Source organism: Acidobacteriota bacterium (genome assembly GCA_016195325.1).
Taxonomy (GTDB): Bacteria; Acidobacteriota; Polarisedimenticolia; order JACPZX01; family JACPZX01; genus JACPZX01.
The window spans coordinates 1-16,335 of record JACPZX010000040.1 but is presented as its reverse complement, the minus strand read 5'-3'; the positions used below and the strand labels follow the sequence as shown (position 1 = coordinate 16,335).

The window sequence follows — 16,335 nt, the reverse complement described above, 5'->3', positions numbered from 1 at the left end:
TCGGCCATCGCCGCTGAGGCTGCCTCCTCGGCCGCCTTCAGGCCGTCGGACTTCGCCGACAGGCCACTCCCCGCCCAAATCATTCCCGCTCTCCCCCGATTGCCAAAGGCCGCCGTCATCCTAGCAGAGCGGCGGCGGAGGGGGCAGCGGCATTGCGAGAACGCATGCGGTACGATCGGCGCGCCTCGCGGCGATCGGGAGAATCGGAAGGTGCGACGAAAAGGCGGGAAGCGGGCGTTCGGGCTCATCCTCGCCCTCGCCACCATGTCACTTTCCGATGCTGCGAGCCTCCCTCGCCAAATGCTATGGGCGTGGGAGCGCCAGGAGGACCTCAGGTTCCTCGACCCTCGGGAGGCCGGCGTCGCCTACCTCGCCGAGACACTCCGTCTCCACGGCGATGTCGTCGATGCCGTGCCGAGGCTTCAGCCGCTGAGACTGGCGGCCGGGACGCAGGTCGTTGCCGTCATCCGCATCGAGACGTCGTCCCCCAAGCCGAGCGACTCCGACACGATGGTCGGCAAGTGCGTGGACGCGATCGTCCCCATCACAGGTCTGGCAGGTGTCATCGGCGTTCAGATCGACTTCGACGCGACCCACTCGGAGCGGGAGTTCTACGCGTCGTTGCTCCGGGCGCTGCGCGCCCGCCTTCCGGATGGAGTTGGACTCGACATCACGGCGCTGGCGTCGTGGTGCCTGGGCGATCCTTGGCTTGGCGACCTTCCGATCGACGACGCGATTCCGATGCTCTTCCGGATGGGGGCTGACGGCGAACGCATTCTGTCGCGCCTTTCGGCCGGCGGAGACTTCAGCCAGCCGATCTGCCGGTCGAGCGTGGGCCTGTCGACCGATGAGCCACTTCCTCACTTTCCGACCGGGAGGCGGCGGTACATCTTCAACCCTTCGAGCTGGAGAGCCGAGGCATGGGAGCGCGTGCGAGGCAAGTAGGTGTCGCGGTGATCGCGGTCGTGCTCATCCTTTACGGCGTCGATCGCCTGCTCGGGTGCGGGCCGACCCTGCCGACGGCGATATTCGCTCTCGAAACCCGGCCGGGTGTTCCGCTCGACGCTTTTGCCGGAGGACAGCTCGGCGTCGTGAGATCCACGTGGGCGCGATCGTACCTCGTTGTCGCGTACCGGTATCTCTCGGGGAAACCGCTCGACGCCGCCGAGAGATCTCAGGCAGTGAACCTCTGGACCGATCGGCTTTCGCCTGCCGATATCCAGCCACCGGCGCCGGAGCCCTGGATCGCGGCGAGATTCTCCGCGGGAGCGTCCACGGCTCCCGAAAACCTGACCGAATACGAATCGCTGGGCTACTACCAGTTCAAGAGCTGCAACGACGACGCCTTCGTGACCGCCGCCGAAACGGTGAAGAGCCTCGTGAATCGGTACGGCCAGGGAACGCCGGCCGTGAGGGACTGGATTCACGCGCAGGACGAGGTCTTCTCCAACTGCCGCGGCGAGGCCCGGGCGATTCCCGCCTCCCGCGTCGAGCCGGATCGGCTCCTCGCCGCGCACCAGGACTATCAGATCGCCTCGGCCCACTTCTACGCCGGAGAGCTTCTCGAAGCCGAGAAGGAGTTCCGCGCCATCGCCGCGTCTCACGACTCCCCGTGGAGGGCGATCGCACCCTACCTCGCAGCGCGATCGCTGATCCGCGAGGCCGACCTGCACGCCACGAGCCCCGAGGAGCGACAGCGCCTTCTGCGTCGCGCCCAGGACACGCTTGAGGAGGTTCTCGTGGACGGCTCGCGCCCGGAGATTCACCCGGCGGCGGCGCGGCTCCTGGGAATCGTGCGGTATCGGTTCGTGCCCGAGGAGAGGCTTCCCGAGCTCGCGCACCGCATCGCGGCCGGGGATCCAGACTCTTTCCAAAATGATCTCGGCGACATGATCAAACTGATGGACAGGTTTCTCGAGGGCGACGGTCCTCGAAACATCGAGCCGTTCCACGGCGAGGAACTCACCGATTGGATCCTGACTCTCCAGTCGGAGGGCGCCGCCGTGAGGGATCACGCCATCGAGCGCTTCAACGCGACCCACAGTCCGGCGTGGCTCCTTGCTTCCCTCGAGAAGTCAGGAGCGCATGACGTCGAGGACGGTGCGCTTCTCGAGGCCGCGCGGGCCCTCCCCGAGTCATCGCCCGGGTACCTCTCCGTCTCGTACGAGGCGGCACGACTCTTCGTCGAGGGCGGAAGAGTCGAGGACGCGCGACGCCTCCTCGACAAGCTCGTCGCGTCGCCTGAGGTCTCGAACAACGCGACCGCGAGGAATCTCCTCGCGTCGCTCGGGTTGCCCGTCGCGACGAGCCTCGAGGCGTTTCTCTCTCTCGCGGCGATGCGGCCGGCGATGGTCGTGGATAACGGTGAAGATCTGGAGCTTCCGGCCACGTACCTGGGCGCGACAGAGGACACATCCAAGGAGCCCCTGCGGTTCGACCGTGAGGCGGCCGCGGTGATCAATCGCAAGTTCCCACTGGCGAGAATCCTCGAGTCGGCGCGATCGACGATCCTGCCCGCACATCTGAGACTCACCCTCGCCTCCGCCGGATGGGCGCGAGCGGCGCTCCTGGATGCCCCGGAGGCTGTTGAGTTCGTCCCGATTCTCGTGTCCCTCGCCCCGACGATGAAATCCGCTCTGCAGTCCTGGCAGAGCCCACCGGATTCCCAATCGCGATCCTTCACGGCCGCGCTCATCGTGCTCCGTAACCCCGGGCTGCGGCCAATGGTCGAATCGGGCCTCGGGCGCCTCGACAAACTCTGGGAGATCGACGAGTACCGCGACAACTGGTGGTGCGGGCACCACGTGAAGGAGGGATGGGTCCCGTCTTATTACTGGGGCGACAGGTCTCGCGTCCAGATCCCGGCCGAGCTGGCATTTCTCCAAGCCGATGATCGATCCCGCGCGAGCGCGGAGGTCACCGCCCTGGAACGGCTTGGAAACGGCATCGATTCGCTCGGCGCGATCGTGATGGCGCACGCCGAGTCCCACGGAGACGATCCGCGCGTTCCCGAAGCGCTGCATCGGCTCGTCGTGGGCGCGCGCGTCTCCTGCCCGGGCTCGACGGGTCTTTCGAAGCGTGCCTTCGATCTCCTCCATCGGCGCTACCCGAAGAGTGCGTGGGCGAAGAAGACGCCGTATTGGTACAACGAGTAGCCTCCCGGCCGGGGGGCGAGTTGATAAGTTATCAACTTTAGACATATCATCCCCCGGTGACGGAGCCGTTCAGCCCGACCCAAGCGCGGCAGCGGATCCGGCGCATCCTCCTCTCCGGCAGCTTCAGCTACTCGAGCCACGCTCTTCGAGAGATGGAGAAGGATGGCCTCGCACCAATCGACTGCGTCAACGTGCTCCGGGCCGCCATCGTCGAGCCTGCCGAATTCGAGCACGGCAGCTGGCGCTACCGGGTGCGGAGCGCATACATCTGGGTGGTCGTCGCGTTTCGGTCCGAGAGTGAACTGAGAGTCGTCACGGCCTGGAGGGGGAGACCATGAAGTGCGACCAGTGCGGCGCAAGGCTCGCCTCACGTCGGGAGAACTACATGTACGAGGAATCGGGGCTTCCCGGCATCACCCTGATGGGGATCGAGATCAGGCGATGCGCCAAGTGCGGGGATTTCGAGGTCGTCATCCCCAGGATTGAGGAGCTCCACCGACGAATCGCCCTGGCCATCACGAAGAAGTGCTCCCGTCTCACCCCGGCGGAGATCCGTTTCCTACGAAAGTCCCTGGGCTGGTCCGGCGCGGACTTCTCCGCCCATTTCGGCGTGACCCCGGAGACGGTCTCCCGCTGGGAGAACGGCCAGATTCCGATGGGCGTCCTCGCCGATCGCCTCCTGCGCCTGATGGTCGTTCACCTCCAGCCCGCCGCCGACTACTCGCTCGACATCCTCAAGAGCGTGGCGACCGAGAAAGCCTCCCCGCTCAAGCTCGGGATGAAAGCGGGGCCGAAGGGCTGGAGTCAGGCGGCATGACTCGGAACTGACCGCCTGCTACTTCGGCTACCGCCCGTTCCCCGTCCTATCGAGCGCCGCCCGCAGCCCTTTCGCGAGATCCTCGGCGGGGCCGACGCCCCAGTAGTGCAGGAAAACGAAGCGCGGCTCCTCGTGGATCATGTGCTGGTGGATCGCGACGACGTTGATCCGCGCGCCGCGGAGCGCTTTGAGCACCCCCTGGAGCTCCGACTCGAGCATCGCGATATCGCCGTCCACGACGGCGCCGGCCGCACCCCCGGCGAAGGCGGCCCACGTGTTGACCCCCATCGCCCCTCCCATCGACGCCCCGTGCATCTTCGTCTCGCGGCCGATCGTCACCTTGTAGACGCCGTCCTTGAGATCGCCGGCGGCCCCGAGGATCGCGTCGAGCTTCTTTGCATCGAGCGGGTCGCCCGAGCCCGCGGGAGGAGCGGGTGTGCTCCCCTTCCCGCCGCTCGTCTCCCGGATCGTCGCGAAGACCCGGCCTACCGCCTCGGCGAGCTTCGACTCGTCGCCCGTGCCGCCGACGTGCATGAACATGACTCGCGGTGAGTCCCACAGGAAGTGGTTGTGGAGGGCGGTGACGTCGAGGCCGTGGTCGAGCGCCGCGCTCATCACCGAATTCACCTGGTCCTCGAGGAGCACGAGGTCCCCCATCACGGTCGTCTCGTCGCCCGCCGTCGTGAAGGCGGCCCACGAGGTCAGCCCCATCGGCGGCGTGAGCTTCACGCCGGCGACCGTCACGGCGAGGTCGCTCCTCGGCACCGAGACCTTGAAGACACCCTCCTTCTCGTTCCAGGTCCCCTTCGCGCCGGTGAGGGCTTCGATCTTCGCACGGTCGAGAGGAGCGCCTGAGGCACCTGAGAGAGCGACCGAAAGCGCAGCAACCAGCAGCAGTGAGAAGAACTTGTACATGAAAACCTCCTCAGCGGGGTCCGAACGGTCGGGCAACCCCAGCGTATCAGAGCGTGCGCGAGAGGGAGACGACACGCGCGCGGTCGTGGACGTCCCGCCGAGCCATGTGAGAAAGTGCAATCGAACTTGCTCGGGAGTGCTCTCGAACAGGGGTGCTAGGAGCTCTCGTGACTCGAAATTCATCGAAGCGACTTGCTCGCCAAGGCGGTGCAGCGCTTACCTCGGCGGGACTTCGATTTACATACCTCTACCTGGAGAACTGGCGGAATTTCTCCAGAGTGGAGATCGATCTGCAGCGGCGTGTATTCCTTGTAGGACCCAACGCCTCGGGCAAGTCCAATTTCCTCGATGTCTTTCGCTTCTTGCATGATCTGGCGGCCGTCGGGGGCGGGCTGCAAGCGGCGGTCGCCCGAAAACCAAGAGGGAAGGTGTCCGACCTCAGGAGTCTCGCCGCCAGGAATCCGTCGGATATCGTCATACGAGTCCGTGTGGGAGACGACTCGAATCCGAAACTTTGGGACTACGAACTGAGAATCACTCAAGACAAAAAGGGCCGACCGAAGGTAAACCGGGAACGCGTGATCAGTGGTGACCAAGAGATATTCACGCGCCCGCGAGAAGTCGACATGTCTGACCCGGAGCGGTTGACTCAGACATTTCTCGAGCAAGTCAACGCAAATGTGAGATTCCGAGCACTCGCCGAGTTTTTTGGATCTGTGCGTTACCTACACATCGTCCCCCAGCTCGTGCGCGAGCCGGAGCGCACGGTGGATCGAAGTGGTGACCCTTATGGCGGGGGCTTCTTGGAGCAGGTGGCGCAAACGTCGGAGAAGACGCGTAAGGCGCGGTTGAGCCGAATTCGAAGCGCCCTCAGACTAGCCGTCCCACAGCTTCAAAAACTTGAGCTCTGGCGTGATGATCGCGGGATGCCACACCTCCGCGGTAAGTACGAGCACTGGCGTCCCCAAGGGGCTTGGCAGACCGAAAACCATCTTTCGGATGGGACACTCCGCCTGCTCGGCCTTCTCTGGGCCGTGCTGGACAGCGGCGGTCCGCTATTACTTGAGGAGCCAGAGCTGTCACTGCACCCGGAAGTCGTGCGCTCTCTTCCTCAGATGTTCGCCCGCACCCAGCGACACAGCGGAAGGCAGATCATTCTCAGCACCCACTCCCCTGATCTCCTGACAGACGAAGGAATCGCCCAAGACGAAGTGCTGCTGTTGAAACCCGCCAAGGAAGGGACGGTGGTCCGCCGAGCTCAGGACATCGATGACATCGCGGATCTGCTTATGGGTGGGTCCAACCTCGCCGACATCGTCATGCCGCTGACGCGACCAGATCAGGCTGACCAGTTGACGCTTTTCCCCGATTGATGCCGGCTCGCGACCTTCTGATCAACGGCGTGGTTGAAGGAGATATCGATGCAGCCGTCTTTCGACGGCTCGTCAAAGAGGTCGGCGCCCGGTCCGGGCCCGTCTTCGGTAGGAATGGTAAAGGCCAGATACTCAAGAAACTGGCCGGCTTCAACGAGGCTGCCCGTCGTTCGCCCTGGGTCGTGCTTGTCGATCTCGACAGTGATGCTGACTGCGCACCGCCTCTTATCGCGAAGACTCTCCCAACACCTTCCCAGCTCATGCGATTTCGCATCGTCGTCAGAGAGATCGAGGCGTGGGTGATGGGGGACCGAGAACGGTTGGCGCAGTTCCTCCACGTGAATCTCTCGATGGTTCCGACCAACCCGGAGGATCTCGAGGACCCCAAGAAACACTTAGTCGAGATTGCCTCGAGATCCAGCGACGCTGACATCCGAGTCGATCTCGTTCCCCGACGGGGAAGTGGCAGAGAGGTCGGGCCTGCCTACAAGTCACGGCTTGTGGAGTTCATTTCAAAGCCAACCCGCGGCTGGCGCCCCCGCGTCGCCGCGCGCCAATCCGAGAGCCTCGACCGATGCATCCGCGCCCTCGCAAGCCTGGTCAAGGACGCGCGCGCCAGGGCGCGGTAGGCGCCGCCCCTACTCCTTCAGCACCGCCACCGTCGCCCCCGCTCCCCCCGACTTCGCGTCGGCGGGGTGGTGCGACTCGACGTGCGGGTGCTTCTTCAGGAAGAGCGCCACCGCGTCGCGGAGGCGCCCGGTCCCGTGCCCGTGGATGACGCGCACCTCGCGGTGGCCCGCGAGGACGGCGTCGTCGAGGAACTTGTCGAGAAGGTCGGTCGCCTCCTCCACGCGCATGCCGATGAGCTTCACCTCGGCGCCGACGCTCTCCCTCCCGGACGATGACATCGTCACGCCTGTGGGAAGCACCGGCGGGCGGCGCTCCACGGGCCCCGCTGCGGGCCCGGAGACCAGCTCGCACTCGGCCAGAGCGATCGTCATCCGCTTCCCCCGGACGAGGACGTCGGCGCGACCCTTCCGGGTGTCGATCGCCTGAACCGTGGCCATCGATCCCAGGGAGGCGATCCGGACTGTCGCGCCGACGGGGATGTCGGTCGCGAAAACGCCGCGCCCGCCGGGAGCGGCGGCGAGATCCTTCGGCGTCAGGTGCTTCGGAGCGGGGGGCGCGACGGCCGGGCGCATCCTCTCTTCCGCCTCCTTCGCCGCCTTCCGCGCCTCGGCCTTGAGCTGGAGCTCGAGGGCGCGGTCGCCGGTCTCCTTCGCGATTGCCGCCGCCTCGCTCCCGATCTTCCCGATGGCCGCCTCGGTCGCCTCCTGGTACGAGGCCCGAAGCCTCAGCTCCTCGGCCCTCGCCTTATCCGCCATCTCGGCGCGCTCGGCTTCGGCGGCCTCGCGCGTCTCGCGCGCGCGCGACTCCTCGGCGCGGCGCCCCTCGACGAGCTCCTGGAGGCGCACGAGGTAGGAGTCGGCCTGGCGGTGCGCGTCGCCGACGCGCGCGCGGGCGTCCTTCAGGATCTCCTCGGGGAGGCCGACGCGCCCCGCCATCTCGATCCCGCCGCTTCGCCCCGCGATCCCGGCGAGGAGACGGTACGTCGGGACGTGCCCCGCCTCGTCGAACTCCATCGAGGCGTTCGACGCCCCGTCGGTCATCTCGGCGTAGACCTTGAGCGCGGCGTGGTGCGTCGTCGCGACGACGGTCGCGCCGCGCCGGCGGAAGTGATCGACGATCGCCGCGGCGAGGGCCCCCCCCTCTTCGGGATCCGTCCCCGCCCCCACCTCGTCGAGGAGGACGAGGGCGGGGGGCACGAGGTCGCGGCTCATCTCTCCCGCGCGCAGCATCCGCGCCGAGAAGGTGGAGAGATCGTCGGTGATCGACTGGCGGTCGCCGATGTCGGCGAGGACCTGCGCGAAGATCGGAAGGGAAGCCCGGCTCGCGGGGACGAGGAGGCCGCTCTGGTTCATGAGCGCGAGGAGGCCGATCGTCTTCAAGGCCGCCGTCTTCCCGCCGGTGTTCGGCCCCGAGAGGATGACGACGCCGCCCCCCGTCTGCAGCTCGACGTCGAGGGGGACGATGCGCCCGCCGCGCGACTCGAGGGCCGCCTGGAGGACCGGGTGCCTCGCGCCGGCCAGGGAAACCGCGTCGGACGTCGCCGCCGGCTCGCAGGCGAAGTCGCGGGCGAAGAGGGCCGCCGCCGAGACGAGGTCGGCCTCGCCGAGGAGGCGCCGCATCACCCTCAGCTCCGCGAGGTTGGCCCTCAGGCGCGACGAGAGGGCCGCGAGGATCTTCCGGATCTCCGCCTCTTCCTCATCGCGCAGCGTCACCAGCTCGTTGTTCGCCTCGACCGCCTCCATCGGCTCGATGAAGACCGTCGCCCCCGTGGAGGAGGCGCCGTGGATGATGCCGGCGACGCCGCGGCGCGACTCGACGCGCACCGGGATCACGAAGCGGCCGCTCCGCACCGTGACGAAGGCGTCCTGGATCACGTCGGGCTGCCGGTCGAGGATCGCGCGCATCATCTTGCTGAGGCGCCCCTCGAGCGAGGCGAGGCGCCCGCGGATGCGATCGAGATCGGGGGACGCCTTGTCCTCGACCTTCCCCTCGGGGGAGATCTTGCCGGCGATGTCCGCGAGGAGGGGCTTCACGTTGGGGATCCCCCCCGCGACGTCCCAGAGGCGGGGGTAGCGGGTTCTCACCGAGGCGATCTCGTCACGGTACGACACGGCCGCTCGGATCACGGTGGTGAGGCGGGCGATCTCGACCGGATCGAGGACGGCCCCTTCGGGCTCGAGGACCTCGAGCGAGGCGGCGGGGTCCTCGACCTCGCCGGGTGAGGGGGCGCGGAACTCGTGGAGGTACGCGAGCCCCTCGACCGCGCGGGCGCGAGTGACCTTCACCTCGGCGGCCTCCTCGGCCGGCGCGAGCGCGGCGAGGGCCTCGTGGCCGAGGGCGCTCTTGAGCCGGCGCGCGAGGAGAGCTTTCAGCCCGTCGTACTCGAGGGCCGACAGCGTGATGGGATCAATCATGCCGCTGCGTCACGTGGTAGATGTAGTGGAGGCCGCTCAGGACGACGAGCGCGACGGAAACCTGCGTCAGCAGCTGGAGCACGGCGTCCGACTTCTGCCCCATCCAGTTGAAGAAGAGAAAGGCGACGACGGTGAGGATCTCCACCGTCGTCGTCAGCTTCCCGAGGATCGTCGGCGCGAACGAGGTCCGCCCGCCGGCCATGTAGAGGACGCCGGCGATGAGGGCGATGATGACGTCGCGGCTGATCGACAGGATCGTCAGCGTCACCGGGATGCGGTTGAGGAGGACGAAGTCCGGGAAGGCGCGCGGGCGGTCGGGCATGCACAGGATGATGAACGCCGCCGTCAGCAGGAGCTTGTCGGCCAGCGGGTCGAGGATCGCGCCGAGGGCCGTCTTCTGCTTCCACATCCGCGCGATGATGCCGTCGAGAAGATCGGTGATCCCGGCCACGGTGAAGATCACGAGCGCGGCGCCGGCGCGGTTGTCGGTGACGGCGATGATGAAGAAGGGGATCAGCGCCATCCGGAGAACGGTGAGAAGGTTGGCGAACGTCAGGCCCATCGGCTCACCCTTCTCAGCCCGGACCTACGACTTGGGGGGCTTGACGACGTCGCCCTTCTGGAATCCCGCGCCGCTCTGGGAGCTTGCGATCGAGACCTTGTCCTTCACCTCGGTGACGATGATCTTGCCGATGAGCTTCGTCTCGACGTCGAGGACCGCGCCCGTGTCGGGGTCGCGGATCTCCTCCCCCTGGCGGTAGACCTCGAAGACGTCGCCGACCTTGATCCCCTCCCCCGAGCCGGCGTTGAGGTAGATCTTCTCGCCCGAGACGTTCGCGATCTTGGCCGACATCCCGCCGCCTCCCCTCATCTGGCCGACCATGTCGCCCGTCTTTCCGGCCATCTTCTGGCACAGCTCGACGACGCAGGGGCGGAAGACCTTGTCGATCTTGGTCTCGTCGAAGTCGGTGCCGCCCCCGGTGCCGCGGAAGCTGAGCTTGAAGGAGGCGTCGGCGTTCTGCGCGTTGTCGGCGAAGACGATCTGCGCCGTGGAGGTGCTGATCAGGCGGATGTCGATCCCCCCCTCGAGGGTGTTCTTCGAGCCGCCGGCGCCGCCGAGAAAGCCCGTGTGCCCCCCGGACTGCTTGACCCCGAGCTTGGTGATGTCGCCGGTGAGGATCAGCTCGACGCCCAGGATCTTCCCGACCTTCGCCGCGGTCATCGCGTCGACCGCCCCCGAGAGGCCCAGGCCCTGCTCGTGCATGACGTCCTGGATCCGCTTGCGCTCGATGACGATGAACTTCCCGGTCTTGACGAGCTCGGTCTCGAACATGCCGTTGACGACGCTCGTCGAGAGCGAGGCGTTGTTCGTCGAGATGTGGCTCGAGTCGAAGGGAAGGACGGCGATCCGCGGCTTCTTCTCCTGCGCCAGCGCCTCGGGCGCGAGCGCGGCCGATGCCGCGACGGCGAGAGCGAGGGCGCAGCCGAAGGCCGCTGAAGTGTAGGGCTTCAATCTCATGACGATTCTCCCTGAGACGTCAGTCCGGAATGTACTTCACGTCGATCTTGTTGGCCGAGTAGGTCGTGACCCTCAGCGTCCCCCCCGAGACGGCGAGCCCCTGGAGCGACTGCGACAGTGTCTGGCCGTCCCCCTTGAAATCCACGTCGAGGCGCGCGGTGAACTGCGCGTACTCCCTCAGGTAGACCTCGGTGACGCCGCGGACGTCGGTCCTGATCGTGGCGACGACCTTGTCGACGAGTTCCTTCGAGAGCGCGGTCACCGAGACCGCGAGCATCCGAGTCCCCGAGGCCTCCTTCGCCCACTGCGTGACGATCTGGGAGACCAGGTCGTCGGCGGCCATCGAGGCCGCCTGCTTGAGAGCCTCGGTCCCGCCGGCCACCGAGTTGAGGTGCACCGCCTTCCCCGTTCCCGTCGTCGTGCCGAGGATCTCGCCCGTGTCGGCCTTGATCGCGCGGGCCGTGACGCTCGCCTGGTACGAGCTCATCTGCGACCCCGCCACCGACCCCGCCGGCGCGGCCACTGCCTGCCCCGTGATCACGACCTCGGCGCCCGTCTGCTGCCCGATCCGCGCCGCCTCGGCCGGATCCCCCTCCATCGCCTTGAGGGCCGCCTCCTTGTCGATGCTCTTCCTCACCGTGGCGGCGTCCATGACGGTGAACTCCTTCGCCTTCAGGGCGCGGATCACCTGAGCCTCGACGGTCCCGATGTTCGAGGACCAGCTCGACCACCAGCCGGAATCGTGGATGTTGTCCTCGGGGATCAGGACGAAGACCCGGGGGCGCCGCATCCTCTGGATGAGGAGGCCGAGCGACTGGAGGTCCGCCTTCACGTCGCCGACGGCGACGGTCGCGCTCACCGAGACTCTGTAGAGAGGCCCGTCCTGCTTCTCGGAGTTGAGCTTGTAGGTCCTGACGAACCCCTTCGACTGCGAGTAGATGGAGTCGCTCAGGACCTGGTAGTTCTGGACCATCGTCTCGCTCTCGATCAGCGTGCCGACGGCCTGCTCGACCGCCTTCCGGAGCGCGTCGTCGATCGCCCGGTCGCGCGCGGCGGCGACGTCCCCTTTCGTGACGGAGGCCACCCCCTCGACGTTGAGGGTCTGGTCGCCGGACGGGGGCTGCGCGGGCGGCGCGGAGGGTCCCTCCGCGAGCGCCGGCGAGGCGAGCGAGATCGCGGCGAGGATCCCCGCCGCCATGCCGTTCCAGAGCTTCACGCGCCGCCTCCTGAGGGTGCATCGAGTCGAACGCCGAAGGCTATGCGGGTGCGGGAGGGGAGTCAAGCCGGCGCCGCCGGTATAATGCGGCCATGACCCCGAAGGGCTCGCGCGCGCGTTCGATCGAGTGCGCCGCCGCCGCATCGCTCCTCGCGGCGTCGATGCTGTTCGGCGGCTGCTCCATCAAGAAGTTCGCGATCCGGAAGCTCGGCGACGCCCTCGCCGAGAGCGGCTCGACCTACGCGAAGGACGACGACCCCGAGCTGATCCGGGGGGCCGTCCCCTTCGGCCTCAAGCTCACCGAGAGCCTCCTCGAGCAGGCCCCCGACCACCTCGGCCTCCTGACCGCCGCCGCCTCGGGGTTCACGCAGTACGCCTACGCCTTCGTGCACGAGGACGCCGACGAGATCGAGGACCGCGACATGGCGGCCGCCGCGGCGCTGAGAGCTCGCGCCCGGAAGCTCTACCTGCGCGCCCGGGGCTACGCCCTCCGCGGGCTCGACGTCGTGCATCCTGGTTTTCAGTCGGCGCTCCGCGCCGACCATGTCCGGGCGCTGGCGCAGGCGGACGCCGCGGACGTCCCCCTCCTCTACTGGGCGGCGGCGTCGTGGGGCGGGGCGATCTCCCTGTCCAAGGACGACCCCGACATGGTCGCCGACCTCTCCCTCGTCGGCGCGCTCCTCGAGCGCGCCGCGGCTCTCGACGACGCGTGGGATTCCGGGTCGATTCACGAGTTCCTCATCAGTTACGAAGGCGCGCGCTCGGGCGCGATGGGAGGATCGGTCGCCCGCGCCCGCGCGCATTTCGACAGGGCGATGGAACTCTCGAAGGGGCTGCGCGCGGCGCCGCTCCTGGACCTCGCCGAAAACGTCTCGATCCGCAACCAGGATCGCGCCGAGTTCGTTGCGCTCCTGAACCGCGCCCTGGCCATCGACCCCGACGCGCGCCCCGAATGGCGGCTCGTCAACCTGGTGCTCCAGCGCCGCGCGCGGTGGCTTCTCGCGCGCGCGGATCTCCTCTTCGCGGACTGACGGAGGTTTCTTGAAAAGAGCTCTCGTCTCGCTGATCCTCGCGGCGGTCACGGCCCCGGGCGTCCTCGCGGAACCATCCGTCACGGTGAAGATGGGCACCCTCGCACCCGAAGGATCGTCGTGGCACCAGATCCTCAAGGCGATGGGCGAGAAGTGGGCCCACGCGGAAGGCGGCGGCGTCACGCTCCGCATCTACCCGGGGGGCGTTCTCGGTGACGAACCGGATCTCGTCCGCAAGATGCGTGTCGGGCAGATCCACGCCGCGGCCCTCACCGCCGTGGGCCTCGCCGACATCGACCCGGCCGTCTCCGCTCTCCAGGTCCCGATGATGTTCCAGTCGTACGAGGAGCTGGACTTCGTCCGCGAGAAGCTGCGCCCCGCGCTCGAGAAGCGCCTCGCCGATCGTGGGTTCGTCGTCCTCAACTGGGGGGACGCCGGGTGGGTCATGTTCTTCGCGAAGGAGCCCTTCGCCCGCCCCGGCGATCTCAAGAGGATGAAGCTCTTCGTGTGGGCCGGCGACAACCAGGCGGTCGACCTCTGGAAGGCCGCGGGCTTCTCCCCGGTCCCCCTCGCCTCGACCGACATCCTCCCCGGCCTCCAGACCGGCCTCATCAACGCCTTCGACACGACCCCGCTTCTCGCCGCGTCGTCGCAGTGGTTCGGCCTCGCGACGCACATGCTGAACCTCAAGTGGTGCCCCCTCGTCGGCGCGACCGTCATCACGAAGAAGGCGTGGGACACGACCCCTGAGGCTGCCCGCGAGGCGCTCATGAAATCGGCCTCCGAGGCGGGTGAGCGTCTCAAGGGGGAGATCCGCGCCGCGAACGACAAGGCGATCGACGCGATGACGAAGCGCGGGCTCACCGTGCACGAGGTCTCGGCGCAGGATCTCGCGGCGTGGCGCCAGGCGGCCGAGGGGGTCTATCCGAAGATCCGCGGCGGCATGGTCCCCGCAGACATGTTCGACGAAGTCCGGCGCCTCCGCGACGCATTCCGCGCCCCGTCCTCGCACTGATGAGCCGGTACCTTCGCCAGGCGGAAAACGTCCTCGTCTCCATCCCCCTCGGCGCGATGGCGATCCTCCCGATCGCGGAGATTGTCCTTCGCACCACGATGGGGGTCGGCCTCCCCGCCTCGAACTCCGTCGTCCAGCACCTCACCCTCGTCGTCGCGATGCTCGGCGCGGGGATCGCCGCGCGCGAGAAGCGCCTCCTTTCGCTGTCGACCGGCGCCTCCCTCCTCAAGGGGCTCCCCGGCACCGTCGCGCGGATCTTCAGCGGCTCGTTCGCCGCCGCGATGACGCTCCTTCTCGCCATCGCGAGCGCGCAGTTCGTGGCGAGCGAGCGCGCCGGTGGGAACTTCCTCGTCGGCGCCTTCCCCCTCTGGCTCGCGGAGGTCGTCCTCCCGATCGGGTTCGCCGTCGTCGCCGCGCGGCTTCTGTGGCACACGGGAACGTCGTGGGCGGAGCGCGCCGTCTCCGCGCTGATCGTCGCCGCGATCCTCGCCGTCGGGGCGCACCCATTCGTGACGCCGCACTCCCTCGTGATCCCGGCGGTGGTCGCCCTCCTCCTCGCGACGGTCTTCGGCGCCCCCGTCTTCACGACCCTCGGGGGCCTCGCGCTGATCCTCTTCTGGGGAGAGGAGGTGCCGATCGCGGCGATCCCGGTCGAGACGTACCGGATGGTCGTCTCCCCCACCCTCCCGACGATCCCCCTCTTCACCCTCGCCGGCTACTTCCTCGCCGAAGGGGGCGCCAGCAAGCGCCTCGTGCGCCTCTTCCAGGCCCTCGCCGGATGGCTTCGCGGCGGCCCCGCCGTCGTCACCGTCCTGGTGTGCGCCTTCTTCACTTCTTTCACCGGCGCGTCGGGGGTGACGATCCTCGCCCTCGGCGGCCTCCTGATGCCCGTCCTCCTCGCCGCGAGGTACTCGGAGAAGAGCTCGCTGGGGCTCCTCACCGCCGCCGGCTCGCTCGGCCTCCTTTTTCCGCCCAGCCTCCCGGTGATCCTCTACGGCATCGTCGCGCGCACGCCGATCGACAGGATGTTCCTCGGCGGCGCCGTCCCGGGGATCCTCATGCTCGGCCTCGCCGCCTGGTGGGGAAGCCGCTCGAGCTCCGCCGACAAATCCACCCGACAGCGGTTCGACGCGAAGGAGGCGTGGCGCGCCGCGTGGGACGCGAAGTGGGAGCTGCTCCTTCCGGTGGTCGTCCTCGTCGGCCTCTACGGCGGCTTCGCGACGCTCGTCGAGGCGGCGGCCCTCACCGCGCTCTACGCCTTCATCGTCGAGACGTTCATCTACAAGGACCTGAAGGTGTTCCGTGACACGCCGCGCGTCACCGCAGAGTGCGGCATCCTCGTCGGCGGCGTCCTCATCATCCTCGGCGTCGCCCTGGGCTTCACGAACTACCTGGTGGACGCCGAGATCCCTGCGAAGATGGTCACGTGGGTGACGGGGGCGGTCCACTCGCGCTTCGTCTTCCTGCTCCTTCTCAACGTCTTCCTCCTCGTCGTCGGCTGCCTGATGGACATCTTCTCGGCGATCGTCGTCGTCGTGCCTCTCATCCTCCCGCTCGGCGCGGCGTATCACATCAACCCGATCCACCTCGGCATCATCTTCCTGTCGAACCTCGAGCTCGGGTACCTGACGCCGCCGGTCGGGATGAACCTCTTCCTCTCGTCGTACCGCTTCAACAAGCCCCTCCCCGAGATTTACCGAGCGGTCGTCCCGATGCTCCTCGTCCTCCTGTTCGGCGTCCTCCTGATCACCTACTTCTCCGCGCTGACGATGACCCTCCCCCGCTTGTTCGGGCGCTGACGTGACGCGCCCCGGCTCGACGTGGGCCATGGCCGCCCTCGTCGTGCTCAAGGGGGCGACGCTCATCGACGGGACGGGGGAGCCGCCGCGCCCGAACGCGGTCGTCGTCGTGGAGGAGGGGCGCATCGTCCGCGTCGGAGACGCGACGTCGTTCCCGATCCCGGAAGGGGCGGAGGTGAAGGACCTCACCGGGCGCTTTCTGATCCCCGGGCTGATCGACATGCACGCGCACGTGGCGATCCTCCCTCCCGACGAGCGGGGCCGCCTGAAGGACCACGACGACCGGACCGTCTCCGAGCGCGTGCTGAAGATCCTTCTCGCCTCCGGGATCACGACCGTCCGGAACCCCGCGGCGCCGGCGGCCGACGGCGTGGCGCTGCGCGAGGCGGTGAGGTCCGGGCGGATCGCCGGCCCCCGCATCTTCACCGCGGGCGAGGCGCTGAACCGCGCC

The 16,335-nt window shown here is 67.8% G+C and carries 15 protein-coding genes; 10 read left to right on the top strand and 5 right to left on the bottom strand.

What is annotated here, in order from left to right:
* The first annotated feature begins 210 nt into the window (after positions 1 to 210).
* The 4 genes from HY049_08805 to HY049_08790 are packed head-to-tail and all read left to right on the top strand — an operon-like array spanning position 211 to position 3,972.
* The gene (locus HY049_08805; GenBank protein ID MBI3448998.1) at positions 211 to 945 is read left to right on the top strand and encodes a DUF3142 domain-containing protein; all 735 of its coding nucleotides are present in this window, start codon (positions 211 to 213) and stop codon (positions 943 to 945) included.
* Positions 946 to 953: 8 nt separating this feature from the next.
* The gene (locus HY049_08800) at positions 954 to 3,155 is read left to right on the top strand and encodes a hypothetical protein (protein MBI3448997.1); all 2,202 of its coding nucleotides are present in this window, start codon (positions 954 to 956) and stop codon (positions 3,153 to 3,155) included.
* A gap of 56 nt (positions 3,156 to 3,211) precedes the next feature.
* Complete coding sequence (locus HY049_08795) at positions 3,212 to 3,493, top strand: DUF4258 domain-containing protein (protein MBI3448996.1); 282 nt, start codon at positions 3,212 to 3,214, stop codon at positions 3,491 to 3,493.
* The gene (locus tag HY049_08790) at positions 3,490 to 3,972 is read left to right on the top strand and encodes a helix-turn-helix domain-containing protein (GenBank protein MBI3448995.1); all 483 of its coding nucleotides are present in this window, start codon (positions 3,490 to 3,492) and stop codon (positions 3,970 to 3,972) included. Before HY049_08795 ends, HY049_08790 begins: the two co-directional genes overlap by 4 nt.
* 27 nt (positions 3,973 to 3,999) lie before the next feature.
* On the opposite strand, the gene HY049_08785 is transcribed toward HY049_08790, so the two are convergent.
* Positions 4,000 to 4,887 (bottom strand): DUF1259 domain-containing protein, encoded by an 888-nt coding sequence (locus HY049_08785; GenBank protein MBI3448994.1) that lies wholly within the window; start codon positions 4,885 to 4,887, stop codon positions 4,000 to 4,002.
* Between the two features lie 167 nt (positions 4,888 to 5,054).
* On the opposite strand from HY049_08785, the gene HY049_08780 reads away from it, so the two are divergent.
* On the top strand, positions 5,055 to 6,260 hold the full coding sequence (locus HY049_08780; GenBank protein MBI3448993.1) for an AAA family ATPase: 1,206 nt from the start codon (positions 5,055 to 5,057) through the stop codon (positions 6,258 to 6,260).
* A complete protein-coding gene (locus HY049_08775) occupies positions 6,260 to 6,889 on the top strand; it encodes a hypothetical protein (protein ID MBI3448992.1) in 630 nt (209 codons plus the stop codon). Before HY049_08780 ends, HY049_08775 begins: the two co-directional genes overlap by 1 nt.
* A gap of 9 nt (positions 6,890 to 6,898) precedes the next feature.
* On the opposite strand, the gene HY049_08770 is transcribed toward HY049_08775, so the two are convergent.
* Genes HY049_08770 through HY049_08755 form a run of 4 tightly spaced genes read right to left on the bottom strand, consistent with a single transcriptional unit; the run spans position 6,899 to position 12,039 of the window.
* Positions 6,899 to 9,304, bottom strand: coding sequence for a Smr/MutS family protein (locus HY049_08770; GenBank protein MBI3448991.1), 2,406 nt, complete (start codon positions 9,302 to 9,304; stop codon positions 6,899 to 6,901).
* On the bottom strand, positions 9,297 to 9,866 hold the full coding sequence (locus tag HY049_08765) for a CDP-alcohol phosphatidyltransferase family protein (GenBank protein MBI3448990.1): 570 nt from the start codon (positions 9,864 to 9,866) through the stop codon (positions 9,297 to 9,299). Before HY049_08765 ends, HY049_08770 begins: the two co-directional genes overlap by 8 nt.
* A 24-nt stretch (positions 9,867 to 9,890) precedes the next feature.
* On the bottom strand, positions 9,891 to 10,823 hold the full coding sequence (locus HY049_08760) for a hypothetical protein (protein MBI3448989.1): 933 nt from the start codon (positions 10,821 to 10,823) through the stop codon (positions 9,891 to 9,893).
* A gap of 19 nt (positions 10,824 to 10,842) precedes the next feature.
* The gene (locus HY049_08755) at positions 10,843 to 12,039 is read right to left on the bottom strand and encodes a flagellar assembly protein T N-terminal domain-containing protein (protein ID MBI3448988.1); all 1,197 of its coding nucleotides are present in this window, start codon (positions 12,037 to 12,039) and stop codon (positions 10,843 to 10,845) included.
* A 197-nt stretch (positions 12,040 to 12,236) separates the two neighbouring features.
* Here HY049_08755 and HY049_08750 point away from each other — a divergent pair, with 197 nt between their 5' ends.
* The 4 genes from HY049_08750 to HY049_08735 all read left to right on the top strand — a co-directional run.
* Positions 12,237 to 13,070: a hypothetical protein gene (locus HY049_08750; protein ID MBI3448987.1), complete on the top strand. Its 834-nt coding sequence runs from the start codon at positions 12,237 to 12,239 to the stop codon at positions 13,068 to 13,070.
* A 10-nt stretch (positions 13,071 to 13,080) separates the two neighbouring features.
* Positions 13,081 to 14,085, top strand: a complete 1,005-nt coding sequence (dctP, locus tag HY049_08745; protein ID MBI3448986.1) for a TRAP transporter substrate-binding protein DctP — start codon at positions 13,081 to 13,083, stop codon at positions 14,083 to 14,085.
* Positions 14,085 to 15,884: a TRAP transporter large permease subunit gene (locus HY049_08740; GenBank protein ID MBI3448985.1), complete on the top strand. Its 1,800-nt coding sequence runs from the start codon at positions 14,085 to 14,087 to the stop codon at positions 15,882 to 15,884. The genes dctP and HY049_08740 overlap by 1 nt, the downstream gene beginning before the upstream one ends.
* A 1-nt stretch (position 15,885) precedes the next feature.
* Positions 15,886 to 16,335: amidohydrolase family protein (locus tag HY049_08735; protein ID MBI3448984.1), on the top strand; the 450-nt coding region annotated here is incomplete at its 3' end.

Excerpts from the sequence above, each read along its gene's own strand:
- HY049_08790 (MBI3448995.1), top strand. The coding sequence starts at position 3,490 with ATGAAGTGCGACCAGTGCGGCGCAAGGCTCGCCTCACGTCGGGAGAAC.
- HY049_08740 (MBI3448985.1), top strand. The coding sequence starts at position 14,085 with ATGAGCCGGTACCTTCGCCAGGCGGAAAACGTCCTCGTCTCCATCCCC.
- HY049_08770 (MBI3448991.1), bottom strand. The coding sequence starts at position 9,304 with ATGATTGATCCCATCACGCTGTCGGCCCTCGAGTACGACGGGCTGAAA.
- HY049_08765 (MBI3448990.1), bottom strand. The coding sequence starts at position 9,866 with ATGGGCCTGACGTTCGCCAACCTTCTCACCGTTCTCCGGATGGCGCTG.
- HY049_08785 (MBI3448994.1), bottom strand. The coding sequence starts at position 4,887 with ATGTACAAGTTCTTCTCACTGCTGCTGGTTGCTGCGCTTTCGGTCGCT.
- HY049_08775 (MBI3448992.1), top strand. The coding sequence starts at position 6,260 with ATGCCGGCTCGCGACCTTCTGATCAACGGCGTGGTTGAAGGAGATATC.
- HY049_08760 (MBI3448989.1), bottom strand. The coding sequence starts at position 10,823 with ATGAGATTGAAGCCCTACACTTCAGCGGCCTTCGGCTGCGCCCTCGCT.